The organism is Streptomyces pristinaespiralis (genome assembly GCF_001278075.1).
In the GTDB taxonomy this organism is placed as follows: domain Bacteria; phylum Actinomycetota; class Actinomycetes; order Streptomycetales; family Streptomycetaceae; genus Streptomyces; species Streptomyces pristinaespiralis.
The window spans coordinates 3,474,306-3,496,265 of record NZ_CP011340.1 but is presented as its reverse complement, the minus strand read 5'-3'; the positions used below and the strand labels follow the sequence as shown (position 1 = coordinate 3,496,265).

Genomic DNA, 21,960 nt, shown 5'->3' with positions numbered 1-21,960 from the left:
GCACTGCCGCCCGAACCATGACGCTGCACGCACCCCAAGACGCACGCCCGGCGGGAATCGGTTCCGCCGTTGTTCCGGGAGGGTGACCCTGCCCTTCCGCCGGGCCGGCTCCGCCCCGCCGGCCGGCATTCCGCGGCGGGCTTTTGGGGGAGCGTCCGCGCGGACGGCTTCCCGGATCCGCCTACGGCGGGATTCCTACCTGGCGGCCGGACCCGGCGAAGGCAGCGCCTCGAGCGTGGGCACCGCGCCCTCCGGCCGCTCCTTGGTCCGCGCGGAGCACACGTAGGCGTGCGGCGCGTAGTCCCCGGGACCGCCGAGCACCACCGCGCCGCCGGCCGCCGCGGCCCTGCTCTCGGCCAGGGTGCACACGATCTGGGCCAGAGCCGGTGTCGGCAGGTCCTCCGGCTGACGACTCAGCCGCAGGGTGCCCTCGGGATCGCCGTCCCTGGCGCCGTTCACCAGCAGCGGCCCCCGCACGTACGAGACGAAGCCCGCCTCCCGCTCCGGGGTGGACGGCTCCCTCAGCAGCTCGTCCAGCAGGGCCTGGGCGAACTCGGGCGCGCTGTCGGCCGCCTTGCTCTCGGAGATCCTCGCCGTACGGTCCACGGACTCCAGCTGCGAGGCGCACACCAGGTAGACGCGGACCGGCACGCCCTGCTCCTCCGCCTGCGGGGCGATGCTGTCGCCGGACACCTCGCACGGCACCCGCGAGGGCGCGGCCCCCGCGTCGACGGGCACCTGGGTGGTCCTGATGCCGCAGCCCGCGAGGGCAAGGGCGCCGGCGAGCACGACGAGCGCCGCGAGGGCCCTTCGGGCGCCCGTGGCCTTGCCGGGCGCCGGACGCGCGTCGTTCCGGCCGCCTTCCGTGCTTCCCCTCCGTGCCGTGACGCGTTCCGCTGCACCGCCGACCGCTGTCACAGCGCGTCCCCCTCTCCCTGCGGGCGGCTGTCGTCCGCCGCCGTGCGGCCGCCGGCGCCCGCTGCCCCAGGGGCGTCCGCGTCGCCCGTCCCGACCGCCTCGCAGTCCTGGAGCGAGGACCCGTCGCGCGGCAGCGTCAGCACGAAGACCGCGCCGCCCTCCGGCGAGTTGGCCGCGGTGATGTCACCACCGTGGATATGCGCGTTCTCCATGGCGATGGACAGGCCGAGTCCGCTGCCCTCGGAACGAGGACGTGACGCGCTCGCCTTGTAGAAACGGTCGAACACGTGCGGCAGGACCTCCTCGGGGATGCCGGGTCCGTGGTCCCGTACCTCGATGACCAACTCGCCGTCGACGGGCCGGACCGAGACCCGCACCGGCGAGCCGCCGTGCTTGAGCGCGTTGCCGATCAGGTTGGCCAGGATCACGTCGAGCCGGCGCGGGTCGAGGCGCGCCATGATGCCCCGCTCCGCGTCCAGCTCCACCGCGTCCAGCCAGGCTCGGGCGTCGATGCAGGCGGTGACCTGGTCGGCGACGTCCACCGTGTCCATCACGAGTCTCGCGGTGCCCGCGTCGAAGCGGGTGACCTCCATCAGGTTCTCCACCAGGTCGTACAGCCGCCGGGTCTCGCTGACCACGAGGTTCACGGCGGGGGCGATCATCGGGTCGAGGCTGTCCGCCTCGTCCTCGAGCACCTCGGTGACGGCGGTGAGCGCGGTCAGCGGCGTGCGCAGTTCGTGCGACATGTCGGCGACGAAGCGGCGGCTGGACTCGTCGCGGGCGCTCATGTCGGCGACCTTCTTCTCCAGCGACGCCGCGGTCTTGTTGAACGTCCGTGCCAGCTCCGCCAGTTCGTCCGTGCCGGAGACGCGCAGCCGGGTGTCGAGCTTGCCCTCGCCGAGCTGCCTGGCCGCCTCGCCCAGCCGGTGCACCGGCCGCAGCACGGTCGTCGCGGCCGCCTGCGCGAGCAGCGCGGAGCCGACCAGGGCGAGCAGCGTCGCGATGCCGAGCGACCAGGCGAGCGAGTTGAGGTCCTGCCGCTCCTGGTCGAGGGACTTGAACAGGTAACCGGTCGGCCCGCCGCCCACGATCCTGGTGCCACCGACCAGATACGGCGTGCCGCCGCGTTCGGTCCGCTGCCAGTAGAGGTGGTAGGGCACCGTGTTGCCCGCGCCGATCTCCTGCCGCTCGTTCACCGCGTCCTGGAGCGACTGCGGGACGTCCTTCTTGGTGAACTCGTCGGGGTCGGACGCGCCGACGATCGGCTTGCCCTCGGCGCGTTCGCCGATGAGGAGCACGCTGTAACCGTTGCCGTCGTTCCCCATCTGCTCGGCGACGCGCTGGAGCTCGTCCTGGGTGGGCCGCAGCGGCAGCGCCGCGGCACGGTTCTGCATGTCCTGCCGGAAGTCCTCCAGGGCCGCGTCCTGCGTGCGCGTGAGCACCGCCTCGCGGTTGAGCCAGTACGCGATGCCGGACGCGGACACGGCCGCCGTGAGCGCGACCAGCGCGAACACCACCACCAGGCGCAGCCGCAGGCTGGTCAGGCGGATTCCGGTGAGTATGCCGCGCCGTGGAGCGCCGCCGCCGTTCGTGCCGTCGCTCACCGAACGGTCCCGCCCACCCGGTGCGTCACGGTCACTGCGGGACGTCCAGCCGGTAGCCGACGCCACGCACCGTACGGATCAGGGTCGGTGAGGACGGCACGTCCTCCACCTTCGCCCGCAGCCGCTGCACGCACGCGTCCACCAGGCGCGAGTCGCCGAGGTAGTCGTGCTCCCACACCAGCCGCAGCAACTGCTGGCGGGACAGGGCCTGTCCCGGGCGCCGGCTCAGCTCCAGGAGGAGACGCAGCTCGGTCGGCGTGAGCTGGAGATCCTCCCCGTTCTTGGTGACCGTCATCGCGGAACGGTCGATCACCAGCGAGCCGAACGTCGCCGAGTCGGTGGACTCCCGCTCGCCGCGGCGCAGTACGGCGCGGATGCGGGCGTCGAGGACCCGGCCCTGCACCGGCTTGACGACATAGTCGTCGGCGCCGGACTCGAGCCCGACGACGACGTCGATGTCGTCGCTGCGGGCGGTCAGCAGGATGATCGGCAACTGGTCGGTGCGCCGGATACGGCGACAGACCTCGAAACCGTCGATCCCCGGCAGCATCACGTCCAGCACGATCAGGTCGGGCCGCTGCTCACGCAGCAGTTTCAGGCCGTCCTCGCCCGTCGCCGCGGTGGCCACTCGGTGGCCCTGGCGTGACAGCGAGAGTTCGAGGGCCGTGCGGATGGCGTCGTCGTCCTCGATCAGCAACAGGAAAGGCACGGGGGCCATTCTGGCCCATGGGGAGCCCCAGTTCGACTCCCCGTACCCCGCAGGCCCGTACTCACACCACTTCTGCCCTTGTGACGCGCCTGTGACAGTCGGCGGACACCGCGATGAAAGAGCCCGGGCAAGCTTCTACTCACACGAACGGAACAAGACTCCACTCGACGGGGGGCGCGAGATGAACGCACTGCACAGCACCACCTCAAGCGCAGTTGTGACGCGTCTCCACGACGTCGCGCGGAGCACCGAGAAGTCCGGCGCCGTGAACGGGCGGGGGTGCGTTCGCGGCGCCGGGCGTCAGCACAAGCCGCCGTTCATGGCGGTGGTTGACGCACCCACGGGGGGAAGCGGCGCCGCGTACGGGGAGCCGAAGCCGGCGGGGGAGCGGGCGTCCTGCTCGGAGGCCGAGTTCACGGCCTACGTCCAGGAGCGCAGGGCCTCCCTGTACGCGACCGCCTACCACCTGACCGGTGACCGCTACGAGGCCGAGGACCTGCTCCAGAGCGCGCTGTTCTCGACGTACCGGGCCTGGGAGCGGATCAGCGACAAGGCGGCGGTCGGCGGCTACCTGCGCCGCACGATGACCAATCTGCACATCAGCGCCTGGCGCCGGCGCAAGCTCAACGAGTACCCGACGGAGGAGCTGCCGGAGACGGCGGGCGACACCGACGCGATGCGGGGTACCGAGCTGCGCGCCGTCCTGTGGCAGGCGCTCGCCAGGCTTCCCGAACTCCAGCGGACGATGCTGGTCCTTCGTTACTACGAGGGCCGCACCGACCCGGAGATCGCGGAGATCCTGGACATCAGCGTCGGCACGGTGAAGTCGAGCATCTGGCGGTCGCTCCGCCGGCTGCGCGAGGACGAGGTCCTCAGCTTCGGCCGTGACGAGGAAGAGTCCTTCGGCGAGCTGGTGGCCTGAAGGCAACGGGGGAAACACGGGGGAAGTACGGGGGCTGCCGTTTCGGGGGAGACGGCAGGACCGCTGTTTCGGGGGAGACGGCGGAAGGATCCACGGGGGACACGGGGATCCACGGGGGAAAACGGAGTGGGGCCGGACAGGCCGGGGGGTTCTGTCCGGCCCCACTCCCATGTCCGGGCGGCCGGGGTCCGTCGTTCGGATCAGGCGCGAGCCCGGCAGGATCCGAACGAGAGGCCCTAGGCCGGCTGCCGCGCCACGGGCAGGCGGCAGTGGCCGGCCGCCGCGGCCGCGACACGGCCGAGCGCCTCCGCCTTTCCGCACGGGTGGGCGCCCAGCCCGGCCTGCCGGGCCACGATGCCGCGCTCCGCGCGCATCAGGCGCCAGCCGCGGCGCAGCAGCATCGGGAGCGACTTGCGGCCCTCGCGCAGATCGCGCGCAAGACGGCGGCGGAACGTCGTGGACGGCCGGCCGCGCAGACAGAGCGCGTCGGCGAGCACCCCCATCTCCTGGCAGCGCCCGACGAGGTCGGCCGCGAAGATGCCCTCGGCCACGAACAGCGGCGTGCGGGCCGTGTCGAGGGTCTCCACGTCCACGCGGGAGCTCGTGGCGATGTCGTACACCGGCACGGTGGCGCGGCCGCTGCGGCACAGCTCCGCTATCGCCGCGAGCGCGGCGTCCGCGTCCCAGGAGGAGGGCGAGTCCCAGTCGATGTCGGTGCTGCCCGTCACCAGGGGAAGCGTCGGGTCGTTGGCCTCTTTGTAGAAGTCGTCCAGGCGCAGGACCGGCAGGCCGGTACGGGCGGCGAGAGAGGACTTTCCGGAGCCGGAGGGGCCCGCGAGCAGCACGACGCGGGTCGGGATCGGTTGGGAACTCACGGGAGACAAGTGTGACGCATCGAGCGGCTCCCGGAACCCCCCGGAGGTCCGGTTGGTACGAGCATCACACCGCCGACCACTTTCCGTACGCGCACGATCACTTGATGGGATGGAATCCATGGCTCGTCACGCAGCTTCCAAGAACAACCGGCGCACACTGCTGCGCGCCGGACTCACCGTCGCGGCGGCGGGAGCCGCGCTCGGCGCGGGCGGGGCGACGGCCAACGCGGCCGTGCCGGTGGGGACGGCCACCGGGCTCGTCACCAACTCGGTGAGCGGCGTGGGCGAGCTCAAGAGTCTTCAGCTCCACCCGCTGGCCAACACCGGTGTGGACCCGCTCGACAACGCGGTCGGCACGCAGGTCGCCGACTTCAAGCCGGTCAGCACGGCGATGGCGACGGACAACATCACCAAGGGCCAGGCGCTCGAGGACCTCCCGGTGGCCGGGCCGGTCGCCGCGTCGCTGCTGCCGTAGCGCCTCGCGCCCGGATCGGGACGTGCTCATGGGGAAGCCCCCGCCTCCGGACGGAGAGGCGGGGGCTTCGGCCTGTGCCGGCGGCGTCAGTACGCCGAACCGGAGGCGCCCAGCGAACCGGTCGGGTGCCAGACCGTCTTGGTCTCGAGGAACGCCGTCAGGCGGTGCGTGCCGGGGTCCGCGGAGTAATCCACAGCCTGTGGACGGAAGACCCGCTTCAGGTTGTCCGCGGCCGCGACCTCGAGCTCCTTCGCCAGGACCTCGTCCGCGCCGGTCAGGTCGATGCCGTTGACGTCCTGGTGCGCGGCGAGCGGGGCGGCGATCTCCGCCGTACGGCCGGAGAGCACGTTGACCACGCCGCCCGGCAGGTCGGAGGTGGCGAGCACCTCGCCGAGGGAGAGAGCGGGGAGCGGGGCCCGCTCGGACGCCACGACGACGACGGTGTTGCCGGCGGCGATCACCGGCGCGACCACGGAGACCAGGCCGAGGAACGACGACTCCTGCGGCGCGACGATCGTCACGACACCCGTCGGCTCCGGGGTGGAGAGGTTGAAGAACGGGCCCGCCACCGGGTTCGCCCCGCCCACGACCTGGGCGATCTTGTCCGTCCAGCCCGCGTACCAGACCCAGCGGTCGATCGCCGCGTCGACGACGTCCGCCGCCTTGGACCTGGACAGGCCCTCCGACTGCGCGACTTCGCGGACGAACTGGTCCTTGCGGCCCTCCAGCATCTCGGCGATGCGGTAGAGGATCTGCCCGCGGTTGTACGCGGTCGCGCCCGACCAGCCGCCGAACGCCTTGCGCGCGGCGACGACCGCGTCACGCGCGTCCTTGCGGGACGAGAGCGGCACGTTGGCCAGCCACTTGCCCTTGGAGTCCGTCACCTCGTACACCCGGCCGCTCTCGGAGCGGGGGAACTTGCCCCCGACGTACAGCTTGTAGGTCTTGAAGACGCTGAGTCGCCCGTCAGACATCGAGGTAGGCCTCCAGACCGTGACGGCCGCCCTCGCGGCCGAAGCCCGACTCCTTGTAGCCGCCGAACGGCGAGGTCGGGTCGAACTTGTTGAACGTGTTGGCCCACACCACACCCGCGCGGAGCTTGTTGGCCACCGCGAGGATGCGGGAGCCCTTCTCCGTCCAGATGCCGGCGGACAGGCCGTACTGGCTGTTGTTCGCCTTGGCGACGGCCTCGTCCGGCGTGCGGAACGTCAGCACGGAGAGCACCGGGCCGAAGATCTCGTCGCGGGCGATGGTGTGCGCCTGCGTGACATTCGTGAACAGCGTCGGCGCGAACCAGTAGCCGGAGGACGGCAGCTCGCACGCGGGCGACCAGCGCTCGGCGCCCTCCGCCTCGCCCGCCTCGACCAGGGTCGTGATCCGGGACAGCTGCTCCTCGGAGTTGATCGCCCCGATGTCGGTGTTCTTGTCCAGCGGGTCGCCGAGGCGCAGCGTGGACAGGCGGCGCTTGAGGGAGTCCAGCAGCTCGTCCTGGATCGACTCCTGGACCAGCAGGCGCGAGCCCGCGCAGCAGACCTGCCCCTGGTTGAAGAAGATGCCGTTGACGATGCCCTCGACGGCCTGGTCGATGGGGGCGTCGTCGAAGACGATGTTGGCGCCCTTGCCGCCGAGCTCGAGGGTGACCTTCTTCCTCGTCCCGGCGACCTGGCGGGCGATGGCCTTGCCGACCGCGGTCGAGCCGGTGAAGGCGACCTTGTTCACGTCCGGGTGCTCGACCAGGGCCGCACCGGTGTCCCCGTAGCCGGGAAGGATGTTGACCACGCCGTTCGGCAGGCCGGCCTGGCGGCAGATGTCCGCGAAGAACAGCGCGGACAGCGGCGTCGTCTCCGCGGGCTTCAGGACCACCGTGTTGCCGGTGGCGAGCGCCGGGGCGATCTTCCACGCGAGCATCAGGAGCGGGAAGTTCCACGGGATGACCTGGCCCGCGACACCCAGCGGGCGCGGGTTCGCGCCGTAGCCGGCGTGGTCGAGCTTGTCGGCCCAGCCCGCGTAGTAGAAGAAGTGCGCGGCGACCAGCGGGAGGTCCGCGTCGCGGGTCTCCTTGATCGGCTTGCCGTTGTCCAGGGTCTCCAGGACGGCCAGCTCTCGGCTGCGCTCCTGGATGATCCGCGCGATACGGAAGAGGTACTTGGCGCGCTCCGCGCCGGGCAGGGCCGACCACTTCCCGAACGCCTTACGGGCGGCCTTCACCGCACGGTCCACGTCCTCGGCGCCCGCCCGGGCGACCTCGGCCAGAACCTCCTCGCTCGACGGCGAGACGGTCTTGAAGACCTTGCCGTCCGCGGCGTCGGAGAACTCGCCGTCGATGAACAGCCCGTAGGACGGGGCGATGTCGACGATCGACCGCGACTCGGGCGCGGGTGCGTATTCGAATACGGAAGCCATGATGATCAGTCCACCGTCACGTAGTCAGGGCCGGAGTAGCGGCCGGTCGCCAGCTTCTGCCGCTGCATCAGCAGGTCGTTGAGCAGGCTCGACGCGCCGAAGCGGAACCAGTGACTGTCCAGCCAGTCCTCGCCCGCGGTCTCGTTGACCAGGACGAGGAACTTGATCGCGTCCTTGGACGTACGGATACCGCCGGCGGGCTTCACGCCCACCTGTACCCCAGTCTGCTCCTTGAAGTCGCGCACGGCCTGGAGCATCAGCAGGGTGTTCGCCGGGGTGGCGTTCACGGCGACCTTGCCGGTCGACGTCTTGATGAAGTCGGCGCCGGCGATCATGCCGAGCCACGAGGCGCGGCGGATGTTGTCGTACGTGGAGAGCTCGCCGGTCTCGAAGATGACCTTGAGCCGGGCGCTGCCCGAGGCCTCCTTCACGGCGAGGATCTCCTCGTACACCTTCATGTAGTCGCCGGCCAGGAAGGCGCCGCGGTCGATCACCATGTCGATCTCGTCCGCCCCGGCGGCGACCGCGTCACGGACGTCAGCGATCTTCACGGGGAGGGCGGCGCGGCCGGCCGGGAAGGCGGTCGCCACGGAGGCGACCTTGACCTGGGAGCCCTTCAGGGCCTCCTTGGCGGTCGCCACCATGTCGGGGTAGACGCAGACCGCGGCGGTCGTCGGCGTGGTGCGGTCGGTCGGGTCGGGGTTGACGGCCTTGGCGGCGAGCGCCCGGACCTTGCCCGGGGTGTCCGCGCCTTCGAGCGTCGTCAGGTCGATCATGGAGATGGCCAGATCGATGGCGTACGCCTTGGCCGTGGTCTTGATGGAACGCGTGCCGAGGGACGCTGCGCGGCCTTCGAGGCCGACGGCGTCGACGCCGGGCAGCCCGTGCAGGAAGCGGCGCAGAGTGCTGTCGGACGCGGTCACGTCGGCGAATGCAGGTGCGGTGGTGGGCATGGTCACCAGATGAGCATATCTACGCGCGTAGCGACCTGTACAGGGGGTGCGCGCAAACTCTGCCCGAAACAGGGCAGAAGCCGCGGCCCGCGCAGCGCCACCCCGAACCGGGGTCCCGGAAACCGCGTGCGGCAGAATCGGAGCCATGACGAGCCCCCAGCAGCCCGAGCCCTCCACCGACAGCGACCGGGTCTTCCGTTCGCCCGCCGGAATGGCGGGTGGTGCCGTGCTGCTCGGGCTCATCGCCTGGATCGTCGTCGACGCCGTCGTCCGCGGTGAGGGCCGCACGCCGTGGCTCGCCCTCGCCGGCGCGCTGCTCGCTGTGCCGGTCGTCGTCGCGTTCACCTTCCGCCCGGCCGTCTTCGCGGGCGAGGACCGCATCCGGATCAGGAACCCGTTCCGCACCATCGTCCTGCCGTGGGGCAGCGTGGCTGACGTGCGGGCCTCCTACTCCAGCGAGATCTTCACGCAGGACGGCTCGAAGTACCAGCTCTGGGCCATCCCCGTCTCGCTGCGCAAGCGCAAGGCCGCGGCCCGGCGGCAGGCCCAGGCCGCCTACGACGACCCGCACGGCACGACGTCGGTGCACGCCGACGTGAGCGACGCGAAGTCCCGGATCGCCCCGGCCGACCAGACCATCGCCGACCTGCGGGAACTGGCGGAACGCCGGTCCTCCGCCGCCGAGGCCCAGGGCGCGCCGCAGATCCGCTGGGCGTACGAGGTGCTGGCGCCTGCGGTCGCGGGCGCGGTTCTCCTCGCGGTGCTCCTCGCGACCGGCTGACCCGCCGCTGCCCGTCACCGGGCGGGCTGCGAGCGGGAGCACGGACTTCACGGGACGGCGCCCGCCGCGGCCCGGACCGGACCGCGGCGAGCGCCGGACGCCGTTCGCGGTCAGATGCCGGCGGCGGCGGACAGGTCCCGCTTGATGCCGTCGAGCACCTGCGAGGCGCGCGCCCTGGCCGATGCGAGCGCGCTCGCGTCGGCGACCGGGACGACGACCTCCAGGTAGCACTTCAGCTTCGGCTCCGTACCGCTCGGGCGGACGATGACACGGGCCTTGAACTCGCCGTCGAGGTAGTAGCGCAGACCGTCGGTCGGCGGGAGCCTGTCCGTCCCGACGGCCAGATCCTCCGCCGCCGTGACGCGCAGGCCCGCCAGGGCGGCCGGCGGCTGCTCGCGCAGCGCCCGCATGGCGTTCGCGATGATGCCCAGGTCCTTCACCCGCACCGACAGCTGGTCGGTGGCGTGCAGACCGTGCTCGACGGCGAGGTCGTCCAGCAGGTCGCCGAGCGTACGGCCCTGCTCCTTCAGCTCCGAGACCAGCTCGGCCACCAGCAGCGCCGCCGTGATGCCGTCCTTGTCGCGTACGCCCTCCGGGTCGACGCAGTAGCCGAGCGCCTCCTCGTAGCCGTAGCGAAGGCCCTCGACGCGGGCGATCCACTTGAACCCGGTCAGCGTCTCCTCGTACCCGACCCCGGCGGCGGCCGCGATCCGGCCCAGCAGCGACGACGACACGATCGACTCGGCGAAGACGCCGGTGGCGCCCTTGTGGACGAGGTGCTCGGCGAGCAGGGCGCCGACCTCGTCACCGCGCAGCATCCGCCAGCCGCCGTCCGCGGTGTCGTCCGGGACGGCGACGGCGCAGCGGTCCGCGTCCGGGTCGTTGGCGATGACCACGTCGGGCCCGGCCCGGCGAGCGGTCTCGAAGGCGAGGTCCATCGCCCCCGGCTCCTCCGGGTTCGGGAACGCGACCGTCGGGAACGCGGGATCGGGCTCCGCCTGCTCCGCCACCAGGACCGGGTCCGGGAAACCGGCGCGCGCGAAGGCGGCCGTCACGACGTCCTTGCCGACGCCGTGCATGGCCGTGTAGACGACCTGGGCGGTACGGGGGGAGCCGGCCGTCAGCACGGCGTCCGTACGCGCGAGATAGGCGTCGAGCACCTCGTCACCGAGCGTCTCCCAGCCCTCGTCGGCGCGCGGCACGTCGGCGAGGGCGCGGATCGCGTCGATCTCGGCGGCGATCTCCGCGTCGGCGGGCGGCACGATCTGCGAACCGTCGCCCAGGTAGACCTTGTAGCCGTTGTCCCGCGGAGGATTGTGGCTCGCCGTCACCTCGACGCCCGCGACGGCACCCAGGTGCCTTATGGCGAAGGCCAGGACGGGCGTCGGGAGCGGGCGCGGCAGCACGGCGGCGCGCAGGCCCGCGGCGACCATCACCGCGGCGGTGTCGCGCGCGAAGTCGGCGGACTTGTAGCGGGCGTCGTAGCCCACGACGACGGGGCCGTCGGTCTGCCCCTTGCTCTTCAGGTAGGCCGCGAGGCCGGCCGCCGCCCGGATCACGACGGCCCGGTTCATCCGCATCGGCCCGGCCCCGAGCTCCCCCCGGAGCCCGGCGGTACCGAACTGGAGCGTCCCGCCGAACCGGTCGGCCAGCTCACCGAGATCGCGCGCCTCGATGAGCCTCGCGAGCTCCTCCCGGGTCTCAGAGTCCGGGTCCTCCGCGAGCCATGCCTCGGCCCGGGCGATCAGGTCCTGCTCCTGCTGCACGGTTGTCCGCCTCTCGTCTTCGCTGTCTCGAGTCTGCGCGGGGCGGGCCGCGGCCCGCGAGTCGCAACGCCCGCGGGGGCGTTGTTTCCCCGACCCTCCCCTACGGCCCGGCGGCCGCGGGGACCCCCACCGCCGGTCCTGCCTCCCGGCCCGCCCGGACCCATGGCCGCCGGCTCGGCCTGGTCCCGGCTCGGGCTTCGCCCGACCCCGTGTCCCGGTCCGGTCCCAGCTGTCCGGCACCGGGCTTTGCTTGGGCCGGCGTTCCGGAACTTTGCCCGGCCGGGGCTTCGCCCGACCCGTGTCCCGGTCCGGTCCCGGTTTTCGGGACCAGGCTTCGACCGGACCAGATCGCCGGTTCGGTCCGGGTCCGGCTGCCCGGTATCGGGCTGTGCCTGGTCCGGTTTCGAGCCGGGCTCCGTCCGGCCCTTGCCGGGCCGGGCTCCGCCCGGACCCAGGGCCGTCGGCTCGGCCGGTCCCGGGTTCCCGGACCAGGGCTTCGGCTGGGCCGGAACTGCGCCCGGCCCGGCCGGCTTTCCCGGTACCCCGGCTCGGTCCGGTCCCGGCTTCCGGTACCAGCTTTACCTGGGCCGGCGTTCCGGAACTTTGCCCGGCCCGGCCGGCCTTTCCGGTACCCCGGCTCGGCCCGGCCCTGGCTTTCCCGGCTCGGGCTTCGCCCGACCCGTGTCCCGGCCCGGTCCCGGCTGTCCGGCACCGGGTTCTGCCTGAATCGGGGTTCCCGGCCCCGGGCTTCGCCGGCTCGGTCCGGTCCCGGTTTTCGGGACCGGGCTTCGACCGGACCAGATCCGCCGGTTCGGCCTGGCTTCCCCGGCCCGGGCTCGGCCCTTGCCGGACCGCCCGGCCCCAGGTCGTCGGCTCGGCCGGTCCCGGGTTCCCGGACCAGGGCTTCGGCTGGTCCGGATCCGCCGGATCCGCCGGATCCGCCGGTTCGGTCCGGGCCCGGTTGCCCGGCATCGGCTGTGCTGTGCCTGGAGCCGGTTTCGAGCCGGGCTCCGTCCGTCCTGGCTTCCGGGCCCGGGCTTCGCCGGCTCGGTCCGGGCCCGGCGTTCCGAGAGTCGGGTCCGTTTTCCGGCTTCGGACTCTCCCCGGACCGGCCTCGTGGAGCCCGGCTCTGCCGGGACGCGGCATCCCGGACCTGGGCTCCCCGCTCCGGCCGGGCTCGGCTTCCCGGACCGACCCCGCCCCTCGGGCGCCCGCGCGCCGGCAGGGGCGGGAGACGTCGCTCCCGGGAGCGGGCGTGCCCCGGGTTCGGGAAGGGGCGGGGAGGGGACACGCCCACGCCCCGCCCACGCCGTCTCAGATGCGTTCCAGCACCCTCGTCAGCAGTTCACCCATCCGCGCCGCGGAATCACGGCCCGCCTGCAGCACTTCCTCGTGGTTCAGCGGCTCGCCCGAGAGCCCCGCCGCCAGGTTCGTGACCAGCGAGATGCCCAGCACCTCCGCGCCGGCCTCGCGTGCCGCGATGGCCTCGAGGACGGTGGACATGCCCACCAGGTCGCCGCCGAGCACGCGGACCATGTTGATCTCGGCCGGGGTCTCGTAGTGGGGGCCGGGGAACTGGACGTACACGCCCTCCTCGAGCGTCGCGTCCACCTCCTTGCACAGCGCCCGCAGCCGCGGCGAGTAGAGGTCGGTCAGGTCCACGAAGTTCGCGCCGATGATCGGCGACGCCGCCGTCAGGTTGATGTGGTCGCTGATCAGCACCGGCTGCCCGGGACGCATGCCGTCGCGCAGGCCGCCGCAGCCGTTGGTCAGCACCACGGTCTTGCAGCCGGCCGCGACCGCGGTGCGCACGCCGTGGGCGACGGCCGAGACGCCGCGGCCCTCGTAGAAGTGCGTACGGCCGAGGAAGACCAGCGCGCGCTTCTGGCCGATGCGGTACGAGCGGACCTTGCCGCCGTGGCCCTCGACCGCCGGGGGCGGGAAGCCGGGCAGTTCGGTGACGGGGAACTCGGCCTCGGGGGTACCGAGCGCGTCGACGGCCGGAGCCCAGCCGGAACCCATCACCAGTGCGACGTCGTGGGTCTCGGTGCCGGTCAGCTCGCGCAGGCGGGCGGCGGCGGCGTCGGCCGCGGCGTGGGGGTCGGCGAGAGCGCCGACGAGGTCCGGATTCACAGATGCGTTCACGCGGATGAGGGTAACCCGGGAATTCCTACGCGCGTAGATGACGCAGCCGACGGTCTTCGGATCGTTGTCTTGTCGTTTCCGACGAATCACGCGCGGACGCGTGTGGCCGGCGGCCGCACCGCCCGGAGCGGCCGGCCGCACGCGTCCGTCAGCAGGGGCGCTTGCGCAGCTCCATCACATAGTCGTGGGGCGCGCCCGCCGACTCCGCCGCGTCCGCGAGTTCGCCCAGGTAGCGGGCGGACGGCAGGCCGCCCTCGTAGCCGTTCAGGACGTACACCCAGGCCGGCTCCTCGCCGTCCAGGGTGTCCACACGGACCCGCATGCGCCGGTATATGTCGAGGCCGACACCCTCCCAGCGGTCCATGGAGTCCTCGTCCATGGGGGCGATGTCGTACAGCGCGACGAAGACCTGGGAGCGCGGGGCCTCCACGATCGTGGCCAGCGCCCCTTCCCAGCCCATCTGCTCGCCGCCGAAGGTCAACCGCCAGCCGTTGAGCCAGCCGGTGCCGCGCAGCGGTGAGTGCGGTGCGCGGCGCGTCATCAGCCGCGCGTCGAGGTTGCCGGCGTACGCGGCGTAGAGCGACATGGGGTCGAGGGTACGGGAGGCGAACGAGCGGGCGCCCCTGCCGAGGGCCACGGCGCGGCCCGCCCGGCGGTCGGGCGGGAGGGCCGTGGTGGTCGTGGCCGTATGGAGGCCCCGGGGGGAGAACGCCTGAACGATGCGGGACAATGAAGTACGTACTGCATTCCACCGGGGGCACCCCGGACCCCGGCAGAGCGGGCAGGCGGGCCGGGAACGACAATGCGAGGCGGACTTTTTCGTGACCCGGATCGTGATCATCGGTGGCGGACCCGGCGGATATGAGGCGGCCCTGGTCGGCGCTCAGCTCGGCGCGGAGGTGACCGTCGTCGACTGCGACGGTCTGGGCGGGGCGTCGGTGCTGACCGACTGCGTACCGTCGAAGACCCTGATCGCCACCGCCGAAGTCATGACGACCTTCGACTCCTCCTACGAGGAGCTCGGCATCATCGTGGCCGACGACACCCCGCACATCGAGCAGGCCGCCCGCGTCGTCGGTGTCGACCTCGGCAAGGTCAACCGGCGTGTCAAGCGCCTCGCGCTCGCCCAGTCCCACGACATCACGGCCTCCGTCACCCGGGCCGGTGCGCGCGTCATGCGCGGCCGCGGCCGGCTCGACGGGCAGCAGGCGATGGACGGCTCCCGCAAGGTCGTCGTCCGCGCGGCGGACCGCACGGAGGAGACGCTCACCGCGGACGCCGTGCTGATCGCCACCGGCGGTCACCCGCGCGAGATCCCCGACGCCAAGCCCGACGGCGAGCGCATCCTCAACTGGACGCAGGTGTACGACCTGGACGAGCTCCCCGAGGAGCTCATCGTCGTCGGTTCCGGTGTCACGGGCGCCGAGTTCGCGGGCGCTTACCAGGCGCTCGGCTCACGCGTCACCCTCGTCTCCTCCCGTGACCGCGTGCTGCCCGGCGAGGACCCGGACGCCGCAGGGGTCCTCGAGGACGTCTTCCGCCGCCGCGGCATGAACGTCATGGCCCGCTCCCGCGCCGAGTCCGCCAAGCGCGTCGGCGACCGGGTCGAGGTCACGCTCTCCGACGGTCGCGTGATCACCGGCTCGCACTGCCTGATGGCCGTCGGCGCCATCCCCAACACGGCGGGGATGGGCCTCGAGGAGGCCGGTGTCCGGCTCAAGGACTCCGGTCACATCTGGACCGACAAGGTGTCCCGTACGTCGGCGCCCGGCGTGTACGCGGCCGGTGACGTCACCGGCATCTTCGCCCTCGCGTCCGTCGCCGCCATGCAGGGCCGGATCGCGATGTACCACTTCCTCGGTGACGCGGTCGCCCCGCTGAACCTGAAGACCGTCTCCTCCAACGTCTTCACCGACCCCGAGATCGCGACCGTCGGCTACAGCCAGGCCGACGTCGACGCCGGCAAGATCGACGCCCGCGTGGTCAAGCTGCCGCTGCTGCGCAACCCCCGCGCCAAGATGCAGGGCATCAGGGACGGCTTCGTCAAGATCTTCTGCCGCCCGGGGACCGGGATCGTGGTCGGCGGTGTGGTCGTCTCGCCGCGCGCCTCGGAACTGATCCACCCCATCTCGATCGCGGTCGACAACAACCTGACGGTCGAACAGATCGCAAACGCTTTCACCGTGTACCCGTCTCTGTCCGGGTCGATCGCGGAGGTGGCACGCCAGTTGCACACCCGGAAGACGGCGGGCGAGGGCTGATCGCACCCGCGCACGGAAGAAACCCGGCGAACCCCGGGCACTTCACTCGTCGCGTGAGCAACTTGGGGGCCGCCTATATCACTTGGCGGCCTCTTAAGTGCGCAATTTCCGGTATCCGGCGCATAGAGCTGAAAACTGACGGGCGGTGGGGTTACTGTCAGTTTCGTGTTCGCTGCAGAACGTCGTCAGTTGATCCTCGAAATGGTGCGTGCCAACGGTGCCGTGTCGCTCCGTGAGCTCGCCCGCGTCGTCCAGACCTCCGAAGTGACCGTACGGCGAGACGTGCGGGCACTGGAGGCAGAAGGACTCCTCGACCGCCGGCACGGCGGTGCGGTACTGCCGGGCGGATTCACCCGCGAGTCCGGCTTCCCGCAGAAATCCCTGTCCGCCACCGCGGAGAAGACGGCCATCGCCGACCTCGCGGCCGCCCTCGTGGAAGAGGGCGAGGCCATCGTGGTCGGCGCCGGTACCACGACGCAGGAGCTGGCCCGCCGGCTCGCGCGCGTTCCCGGACTGACCGTGGTCACGAACTCCCTCCTGGTCGCCCAGGCGCTCGCCCATGCCAACCGGGTCGAAGTCGTCATGACCGGCGGCACGTTGCGCGGCTCCAACTACGCGCTGGTCGGGAGCGGCGCGGAGCAGTCCCTCCAAGGGCTGCGGGTCTCCCGCGCGTTCCTGTCCGGGAGCGGGCTGACGGCCGAGCGCGGACTGTCCACGTCCAACATGCTCTCCGCGAGCGTCGACAGGGCGCTCGTCCAGGCCGCGTCGGAGGTCGTGGTCCTGGCGGACCACACCAAGCTCGGTACGGACACGATGTTCCAGACCGTGCCGACGGATGTGATCACCCGCCTGGTGACGGACGAGCCGCCGGTGCACGACGACCGGGCGGCGACGGAGCTCCAGGCGCTCGCGGACCAGGGTGTGCAGATCGCGGTCGCCGGGGCGGGGGCGGCGCCCGCGCCGCGCCCCGAGGTACCGCTGCCCGGTCAGCGCCGCACCCGGGCGGGACTGCGCAGCGCGACGGGCGCGCTGGCCCCGGAGCCCCTTCCGGACCGGTCGGCACGCGTCGCCGACCTGCGCCGTCGCTGAGCCGCCGGGCTCCGGTGCCGCGAGCGGCACGAGGGCCCGGCGGCCGCACGGCGTGAGGGTCGGGACGGCTCGGTGCAGGTCCTCAACGGCAGAACAGCCGCGCCGGGCATCCCCGGCGGCGCCGTCAGCAGGGGCGGTTCTCCGACCGCAGGCCCCGCAGGGTCAGCGTCAGCAGGCGGTCCGCCAACTCCGGGTCCTTGGGGTCCTGTTCCGCCGCGAGCGCGATCGCGTTCGTCAGTTGCATCAGGTCGTCGATCGAGACGTCCGCACGGACCGACCCGGTCTCCTGGGCCCGGGACAGCAGGCGCTCACCGGCGTCGCGCAGGGGGACGCTGCACGCCGACAGGGCGGAGTTCCTGTCGTGGGACGCCGACAGAAGCGCACGGGCGAGACCTCGGTATTCACCCGCATGGGTGATGAGGGCGCGCAGCCACTCCACGAGCGCCGTACACGGCTGCTCCGCACCGGCCAGTTCGCGTGAGCGCTCCAGCAGGGCGGCGAGGGACTCCTGGAAGACGGCGTTCATCATGGCGTGACGGTTGGGGAAGTGGCGGTACAGCGTGCCGATCCCGACGCCCGCGCTGCGGGCGATCTCCTCGAGCGAGGCGTCGGTGCCGCGCTCGGCGAACGCGGCCCGCGCCTCGGTCAGCAGCCGGTCGTAGTTGCGGCGCGCGTCGGCGCGCTTGGTCCTGGTGTCCGTCACACCGCCAAGGATGCCGGACGCCGGGTACGGGCGGCGGCGGAGGGCGGCAGCGGCCCGTCCTGCCGGGCGCGGCCCGGCAGGGACGAGGGGGCGTCGGCGCCGGGACGTCCGCGTCACGAGCAGCACAGGACGCGCCCACGACGAAGGGCCCCCGGCACGGATGCCGGGGGCCCTTCAGCAGACGGTCGGACGTGTCAGTCCTTGATCTCGCAGATGGTGGCGCCGGAGGTGAGGGAGGCGCCGACCTCGGCCGCGAGGCCCTTGACGGTGCCGGAGCGGTGCGCGTTGAGCGGCTGCTCCATCTTCATGGCCTCCAGGACGACGATGAGGTCGCCCTCCTTGACCTCCTGGCCCTCCTCGACGGCGACCTTGACGATGGTGCCCTGCATCGGGGAGGCGAGGGTGTCGCCGGACGCGGCCGACGACGACTTCTTCGCCGCGCGGCGCTTGGGCTTGGCGCCGGCGGCCAGGCCGGTGCGCGCCAGGGTCATGCCGAGCGAGGACGGCAGCGACACCTCGAGGCGCTTGCCGCCGACCTCGACCACGATGGTCTCGCGGCCGGCCTCGTCCTCCTCGGTGTCCCCGGGGACGGTGAACGGCTTGATGTCGTTGACGAACTCGGTCTCGATCCACCGGGTATGGACCCGGAAGGGGTCCGCGGTGAACGCCGGGTCGGCGACGACGGCACGGTGGAAGGGGATGGCGGTGGCCATGCCCTCGACCTCGAACTCCGCCAGCGCGCGGGCCGCGCGCTGCAGTGCCTGCTCGCGGGTGGCGCCGGTGACGATCAGCTTGGCGAGGAGGGAGTCCCAGGCCGGGCCGATGACCGAGCCGGACTCGACGCCGGCGTCGAGGCGGACGCCGGGCCCGGTGGGCGCGTTGAAGGCGGTGACGGTGCCGGGGGCGGGGAGGAAGCCCCGGCCCGGGTCCTCGCCGTTGATGCGGAACTCGAAGGAGTGGCCGCGCACGGCGGGGTCGTCGTAGCCCAGTTCCTCGCCGTCGGCGATGCGGAACATCTCGCGGACGAGGTCGATGCCGGTGACTTCTTCGGTGACCGGGTGCTCGACCTGGAGGCGGGTGTTGACCTCGAGGAAGGAGATGGTGCCGTCGGTGCCGACGAGGAACTCGACGGTGCCGGCGCCGACGTAGCCGGCTTCCTTGAGGATGGCCTTGGAGGCCCGGTACAGCTCCGCGTTCTGGGCCTCGGACAGGAACGGCGCCGGGGCCTCCTCGACCAGCTTCTGGTGGCGGCGCTGGAGCGAGCAGTCACGGGTGGAGACGACGACCACGTTGCCGTGGGTGTCGGCCAGGCACTGGGTCTCGACGTGGCGCGGCTTGTCGAGGTAACGCTCGACGAAGCATTCGCCGCGGCCGAAGGCGGCGACGGCCTCGCGCACTGCGGAGTCGTACAGCTCCGGCACCTCTTCGAGCGTGCGGGCGACCTTCAGGCCACGACCGCCACCGCCGAAGGCGGCCTTGATCGCGATCGGCAGGCCGTGCTCCTTGGCGAACGCGACGACCTCGTCGGCCCCCGAGACCGGGTCGGGCGTGCCCGCGACCAGCGGGGCGCCGGCGCGCTGGGCGATGTGACGGGCGGCGACCTTGTCACCGAGGTCGCGGATGGCCTGCGGCGGCGGGCCGATCCAGGTCAGGCCGGCGTCGATGACCGCCTGGGCGAACTCCGCGTTCTCGGACAGGAAGCCGTACCCGGGGTGGATGGCGTCCGCCCCCGAATCGGCCGCGGCCTGAAGCACCTTGGCCATGTCCAGGTAACTGGCGGCCGGGGTGTCACCGCCCAGGGCGAACGCCTCGTCGGCCGCGCGGACATGCAATGCGTCCCGGTCCGGATCGGCGTAGACGGCTACGCTCGCGATCCCGGCGTCCCGGCAGGCACGGGCAACGCGGACAGCGATTTCGCCACGGTTGGCGATGAGCACCTTGCGCACGATGGCTCCCTCCTTGAAACAAGCTGAGTTTAGGGACTGCCGACACGGCCTTTCGACCCGTCCCCAATGGTGAGCTTGCCCACACGGAGCGTGATTCGAGGCTCGCTCGATCGCGAAATCCCTTGTCGCACCACGGTACGACGGGTTCCTCCCGAGCACAGTAGCCCTCTGGTGTGGTCAAGGTCTCTGTCTGTGGCGGCAGCGGCGCGACACGTTTCTTTGTGGAGTCCCTACGAATGGCCCAACGATTCTTTGCCTGGGGACCGAGCGTGCCGCAACCCTTGTCCCCGCGTTTACCGGTCAGTAGCCTCGCGGCTGTCGTACGTACTTCCGGTACACAGAGGGTTGGGGGCGCCGTGGTGCGCAGACCGGTGGCCGTGGTGGCTGCGCTTGTCCTGCTGATGGAGGCCGTCGGCATCGTGGTGCTCAACGGTGTCATGGCCACGTTCGTCGGGGCCCAGCGAATGTCGCTGGACGGCATGGACCCGGACGTGATGGTCACCGCGACGTGGGGGCTGGGGATAGGGTCCGGCCTCTTCCTCGCCCTGTGCGGCGTGCTGCTCCTCGTGGCGGGCATACGCGACCGGGCGCCCGGCCGCTTCGCCCGCATCGCCCTCATCACCCTTGCCGTCGTGCACGGGGTGCTCGGCGCGGTGGCGGTGGGCCTGGTCGGCTGGAGCGCCTTCGTGTTCCTGATGGTGGTGCTCGGCCTGCTGGTCGCGTCCCTGATCGTGTACGGCAACGACCGGTCCCCGGCCGGGCCTGCCGAGGGCGACGACCAGGCGGCGCCCGTCAGCGGCCCGGCGCCCGCCTGACCCGTCGTCGGCTCAGGCGGTCCAGAGATCCGTGATCGAGAAGCCCAGCTCCGCCAGGAGCCGGCGGAGCAACGGCAGCGACAGTCCGATGACGTTGCCCGGGTCTCCCTCGATGCTGTCGATGAACGGGGCCGAGCGGCCGTCCAGCGTGAACGCCCCCGCGACGTACAGCGGTTCGCCGCTCGCGACGTAGGCGGCGATCTCGGCGTCCGTCGGCTCGCCGAAGCGCACCGTCGTCGACGCGGTCGCGGAAGCGCGGCGGCCGGTCACCGTGTCGATCACGCAGTGCCCTGTCCGAAGGACGCCCGCCCTGCCGCGCATCGCCTTCCAGCGGGCGGTCGCCTCCTCGGCGTCGGCGGGCTTGCCGAGCGCCTCGCCGTCGAGCTCCAGGACCGAGTCGCACCCGATCAGCAGCGCCCCGGCGGCCTCCGGCCGGGCGGCGACGGCCGCGGCCTTCGCCTCGGCCAGCACGAGCGCGAGCTCGGCGGGGGTGGGCGCGGTGAGTGCGTCCTCGTCGACGCCGCTGACGATCACGTCCGGCGCGAGGCCGGCCTGCCGCAGCAGATTCAGCCGTGCGGGGGAGGCGGAGGCGAGGACAAGACGGGTGCGGTGGGGTGACGGGCTGGTCATGGGGGCCATCGTAGGCGGCGGCGCGGGGGTGCTGGGCGGAGTCCGGCCGGGGCCCTGGGCCCGTCCCGGCTCCGGGGTGCGGCCCCCGGGCCGCAGCGGGACAGGCGGCGCGCGCTTTTGTCAGGCCTTGCTCACCGCAGGCCCGCCGCGAACATCGCCACCACCATCGCCAGCGCCAGCACCAGCCCCGCGCGACGCAGCATCGTCTGCATGTCGCGGAGTTCCTTGGGCGGTTCGTTCTCCGGGTCGGACCACAGCATGCCTTCGATGGTGCTGGTGCGGGTGGCCTCGCGCCTGAGTATGCGTACTCAAACCACGAACGCACCCGCCCGCGCGGCGGCCAGCGCCGCCGCCGCCGCTCGCTGTGCGACGTCGGCCGTCAGGGGCTCGCGACTGACGGCGAAGCGGTAGTACAGGGGTGCGGAGACGGCCCGCAGGACGTCCAGCGGGTCGGTGCCGGCCGGGATCTCCCCGCGGGAGAGGCCGCGTTCGACCGCCGGGGTCCACTCGGCGAGCCGGGTCGCGTAGAAGCCGTGGAGGGCCTTTGCGCACTCCTCGTCGCACGCGGCGGCCGCGATGACGGCGGCGAAGACCGGCCCCATGCGCGGGTCGGTGAGGGTGTCCCGTACGAGCGCCGCGTTGGCGCGCAGGTCCCCTTCCAGCGATCCGGTGTCCGCGGCGGGCAGGGACTGCTCGGCCATGTCGCGCAGCAGGTCCGCGACCAGCCCGGCCGACGACCGCCAGCGCCGGTAGACGGTGGTCTTGCCGACTCCCGCGACTGCCGCGACCCGGTCCGGCGTCAGGGCGTGGAACCCGCCGTCGACCAGTGCTTCCTGGGTGGCGGCGAGCACGGCGGCACGGACTTTCGCGGTGCGGCCGCCGGGGCGGACCGTACCCGGTGTGGCGTCCAAACGGGTCTCCTGTTCCATTAGCGACGAGAACTCTGTTAGCGTGCTCCCATCCTA

The 21,960-nt window shown here is 72.2% G+C and carries 21 protein-coding genes; 6 read left to right on the top strand and 15 right to left on the bottom strand.

Going from position 1 to position 21,960, the window contains the following annotated elements:
- Nucleotides 1–195: 195 nt before the first annotated feature.
- The 3 genes from SPRI_RS14565 to afsQ1 are packed head-to-tail and all read right to left on the bottom strand — an operon-like array spanning nucleotide 196 to nucleotide 3,231.
- Nucleotides 196–918 carry a hypothetical protein gene (locus SPRI_RS14565; RefSeq protein WP_005312956.1) on the bottom strand — a complete coding sequence of 241 codons (723 nt, stop codon included), beginning with the start codon at nucleotides 916–918 and terminating at the stop codon, nucleotides 196–198.
- The gene (locus SPRI_RS14560) at nucleotides 915–2,522 is read right to left on the bottom strand and encodes a sensor histidine kinase (RefSeq protein WP_037773909.1); all 1,608 of its coding nucleotides are present in this window, start codon (nucleotides 2,520–2,522) and stop codon (nucleotides 915–917) included. Before SPRI_RS14560 ends, SPRI_RS14565 begins: the two co-directional genes overlap by 4 nt.
- A 31-nt stretch (nucleotides 2,523–2,553) precedes the next feature.
- Nucleotides 2,554–3,231, bottom strand: a complete 678-nt coding sequence (gene afsQ1 / locus SPRI_RS14555; RefSeq protein WP_175257369.1) for a two-component system response regulator AfsQ1 — start codon at nucleotides 3,229–3,231, stop codon at nucleotides 2,554–2,556.
- A 181-nt stretch (nucleotides 3,232–3,412) separates the two neighbouring features.
- Between afsQ1 and SPRI_RS14550 the strand changes: the two genes are divergently transcribed.
- Complete coding sequence (locus SPRI_RS14550; protein ID WP_037773907.1) at nucleotides 3,413–4,153, top strand: SigE family RNA polymerase sigma factor; 741 nt, start codon at nucleotides 3,413–3,415, stop codon at nucleotides 4,151–4,153.
- A 236-nt stretch (nucleotides 4,154–4,389) separates the two neighbouring features.
- Here the strand turns inward: SPRI_RS14550 and SPRI_RS14545 are convergent, their stop codons facing one another.
- A complete protein-coding gene (locus SPRI_RS14545; protein WP_053556993.1) occupies nucleotides 4,390–5,028 on the bottom strand; it encodes a uridine kinase family protein in 639 nt (212 codons plus the stop codon).
- A 118-nt stretch (nucleotides 5,029–5,146) separates the two neighbouring features.
- On the opposite strand from SPRI_RS14545, the gene SPRI_RS14540 reads away from it, so the two are divergent.
- Nucleotides 5,147–5,503: a hypothetical protein gene (locus SPRI_RS14540; protein ID WP_037773904.1), complete on the top strand. Its 357-nt coding sequence runs from the start codon at nucleotides 5,147–5,149 to the stop codon at nucleotides 5,501–5,503.
- A gap of 86 nt (nucleotides 5,504–5,589) precedes the next feature.
- Here SPRI_RS14540 and SPRI_RS14535 read toward each other — a convergent pair whose 3' ends face one another.
- From SPRI_RS14535 to deoC, 3 genes are read right to left on the bottom strand one after another with little or no spacing between them, the layout of a single operon-like run.
- On the bottom strand, nucleotides 5,590–6,477 hold the full coding sequence (locus tag SPRI_RS14535; RefSeq protein WP_005312941.1) for an aldehyde dehydrogenase family protein: 888 nt from the start codon (nucleotides 6,475–6,477) through the stop codon (nucleotides 5,590–5,592).
- On the bottom strand, nucleotides 6,470–7,906 hold the full coding sequence (locus SPRI_RS14530) for an aldehyde dehydrogenase family protein (RefSeq protein ID WP_005312937.1): 1,437 nt from the start codon (nucleotides 7,904–7,906) through the stop codon (nucleotides 6,470–6,472). Before SPRI_RS14530 ends, SPRI_RS14535 begins: the two co-directional genes overlap by 8 nt.
- Before the next feature lie 5 nt (nucleotides 7,907–7,911).
- On the bottom strand, nucleotides 7,912–8,865 hold the full coding sequence (gene deoC, locus SPRI_RS14525; protein WP_005312933.1) for a deoxyribose-phosphate aldolase: 954 nt from the start codon (nucleotides 8,863–8,865) through the stop codon (nucleotides 7,912–7,914).
- Nucleotides 8,866–9,004: 139 nt separating this feature from the next.
- Here deoC and SPRI_RS14520 point away from each other — a divergent pair, with 139 nt between their 5' ends.
- Complete coding sequence (locus tag SPRI_RS14520) at nucleotides 9,005–9,640, top strand: PH domain-containing protein (RefSeq protein ID WP_005312930.1); 636 nt, start codon at nucleotides 9,005–9,007, stop codon at nucleotides 9,638–9,640.
- Nucleotides 9,641–9,750: 110 nt separating this feature from the next.
- On the opposite strand, the gene SPRI_RS14515 is transcribed toward SPRI_RS14520, so the two are convergent.
- The 3 genes from SPRI_RS14515 to SPRI_RS14505 all read right to left on the bottom strand — a co-directional run bounded on the left by SPRI_RS14515 (nucleotide 9,751) and on the right by SPRI_RS14505 (nucleotide 14,137).
- The gene (locus SPRI_RS14515; protein WP_005312927.1) at nucleotides 9,751–11,406 is read right to left on the bottom strand and encodes a phospho-sugar mutase; all 1,656 of its coding nucleotides are present in this window, start codon (nucleotides 11,404–11,406) and stop codon (nucleotides 9,751–9,753) included.
- 1,314 nt (nucleotides 11,407–12,720) lie between these two features.
- Complete coding sequence (locus tag SPRI_RS14510) at nucleotides 12,721–13,551, bottom strand: purine-nucleoside phosphorylase (RefSeq protein ID WP_037773902.1); 831 nt, start codon at nucleotides 13,549–13,551, stop codon at nucleotides 12,721–12,723.
- A gap of 148 nt (nucleotides 13,552–13,699) precedes the next feature.
- Nucleotides 13,700–14,137: a gamma-glutamylcyclotransferase gene (locus SPRI_RS14505; protein WP_005312922.1), complete on the bottom strand. Its 438-nt coding sequence runs from the start codon at nucleotides 14,135–14,137 to the stop codon at nucleotides 13,700–13,702.
- A 235-nt stretch (nucleotides 14,138–14,372) separates the two neighbouring features.
- On the opposite strand from SPRI_RS14505, the gene SPRI_RS14500 reads away from it, so the two are divergent.
- Both SPRI_RS14500 and SPRI_RS14495 read left to right on the top strand, forming a co-directional pair.
- Nucleotides 14,373–15,812, top strand: coding sequence for an NAD(P)H-quinone dehydrogenase (locus tag SPRI_RS14500; RefSeq protein WP_037773901.1), 1,440 nt, complete (start codon nucleotides 14,373–14,375; stop codon nucleotides 15,810–15,812).
- 201 nt (nucleotides 15,813–16,013) lie between these two features.
- The gene (locus tag SPRI_RS14495) at nucleotides 16,014–16,901 is read left to right on the top strand and encodes a DeoR/GlpR family DNA-binding transcription regulator (protein WP_053556992.1); all 888 of its coding nucleotides are present in this window, start codon (nucleotides 16,014–16,016) and stop codon (nucleotides 16,899–16,901) included.
- 124 nt (nucleotides 16,902–17,025) lie between these two features.
- Here the strand turns inward: SPRI_RS14495 and SPRI_RS14490 are convergent, their stop codons facing one another.
- Nucleotides 17,026–17,604: a TetR/AcrR family transcriptional regulator gene (locus SPRI_RS14490; RefSeq protein ID WP_005312914.1), complete on the bottom strand. Its 579-nt coding sequence runs from the start codon at nucleotides 17,602–17,604 to the stop codon at nucleotides 17,026–17,028.
- 194 nt (nucleotides 17,605–17,798) lie between these two features.
- On the bottom strand, nucleotides 17,799–19,550 hold the full coding sequence (locus SPRI_RS14485; protein WP_005312911.1) for an acetyl/propionyl/methylcrotonyl-CoA carboxylase subunit alpha: 1,752 nt from the start codon (nucleotides 19,548–19,550) through the stop codon (nucleotides 17,799–17,801).
- 401 nt (nucleotides 19,551–19,951) lie between these two features.
- Between SPRI_RS14485 and SPRI_RS14480 the strand changes: the two genes are divergently transcribed.
- Nucleotides 19,952–20,365, top strand: a complete 414-nt coding sequence (locus SPRI_RS14480) for a hypothetical protein (protein ID WP_050791718.1) — start codon at nucleotides 19,952–19,954, stop codon at nucleotides 20,363–20,365.
- Between the two features lie 12 nt (nucleotides 20,366–20,377).
- Here SPRI_RS14480 and SPRI_RS14475 read toward each other — a convergent pair whose 3' ends face one another.
- The 3 genes from SPRI_RS14475 to SPRI_RS14470 form a co-directional block, all read right to left on the bottom strand.
- Complete coding sequence (locus SPRI_RS14475) at nucleotides 20,378–20,995, bottom strand: Maf family protein (protein WP_005312907.1); 618 nt, start codon at nucleotides 20,993–20,995, stop codon at nucleotides 20,378–20,380.
- Between the two features lie 131 nt (nucleotides 20,996–21,126).
- A complete protein-coding gene (mmpB, locus tag SPRI_RS39745) occupies nucleotides 21,127–21,255 on the bottom strand; it encodes a morphogenic membrane protein MmpB (protein WP_259372230.1) in 129 nt (42 codons plus the stop codon).
- A gap of 48 nt (nucleotides 21,256–21,303) precedes the next feature.
- Nucleotides 21,304–21,924, bottom strand: coding sequence for a TetR/AcrR family transcriptional regulator (locus tag SPRI_RS14470; protein WP_037773899.1), 621 nt, complete (start codon nucleotides 21,922–21,924; stop codon nucleotides 21,304–21,306).
- Nucleotides 21,925–21,960 lie beyond the last annotated feature (36 nt).

What these genes read in the sequence shown, in the direction of transcription:
- mmpB (WP_259372230.1), bottom strand. Translation starts at nt 21,255, where the DNA reads ATGCTGTGGTCCGACCCGGAGAACGAACCGCCCAAGGAACTCCGCGAC.
- SPRI_RS14505 (WP_005312922.1), bottom strand. Translation starts at nt 14,137, where the DNA reads ATGTCGCTCTACGCCGCGTACGCCGGCAACCTCGACGCGCGGCTGATG.
- SPRI_RS14530 (WP_005312937.1), bottom strand. Translation starts at nt 7,906, where the DNA reads ATGGCTTCCGTATTCGAATACGCACCCGCGCCCGAGTCGCGGTCGATC.
- SPRI_RS14540 (WP_037773904.1), top strand. Translation starts at nt 5,147, where the DNA reads ATGGCTCGTCACGCAGCTTCCAAGAACAACCGGCGCACACTGCTGCGC.
- SPRI_RS14535 (WP_005312941.1), bottom strand. Translation starts at nt 6,477, where the DNA reads ATGTCTGACGGGCGACTCAGCGTCTTCAAGACCTACAAGCTGTACGTC.
- SPRI_RS14475 (WP_005312907.1), bottom strand. Translation starts at nt 20,995, where the DNA reads ATGACCAGCCCGTCACCCCACCGCACCCGTCTTGTCCTCGCCTCCGCC.
- SPRI_RS14480 (WP_050791718.1), top strand. Translation starts at nt 19,952, where the DNA reads ATGGAGGCCGTCGGCATCGTGGTGCTCAACGGTGTCATGGCCACGTTC.
- SPRI_RS14495 (WP_053556992.1), top strand. Translation starts at nt 16,014, where the DNA reads ATGGTGCGTGCCAACGGTGCCGTGTCGCTCCGTGAGCTCGCCCGCGTC.
- SPRI_RS14550 (WP_037773907.1), top strand. Translation starts at nt 3,413, where the DNA reads ATGAACGCACTGCACAGCACCACCTCAAGCGCAGTTGTGACGCGTCTC.
- SPRI_RS14520 (WP_005312930.1), top strand. Translation starts at nt 9,005, where the DNA reads ATGACGAGCCCCCAGCAGCCCGAGCCCTCCACCGACAGCGACCGGGTC.
- SPRI_RS14470 (WP_037773899.1), bottom strand. Translation starts at nt 21,924, where the DNA reads ATGGAACAGGAGACCCGTTTGGACGCCACACCGGGTACGGTCCGCCCC.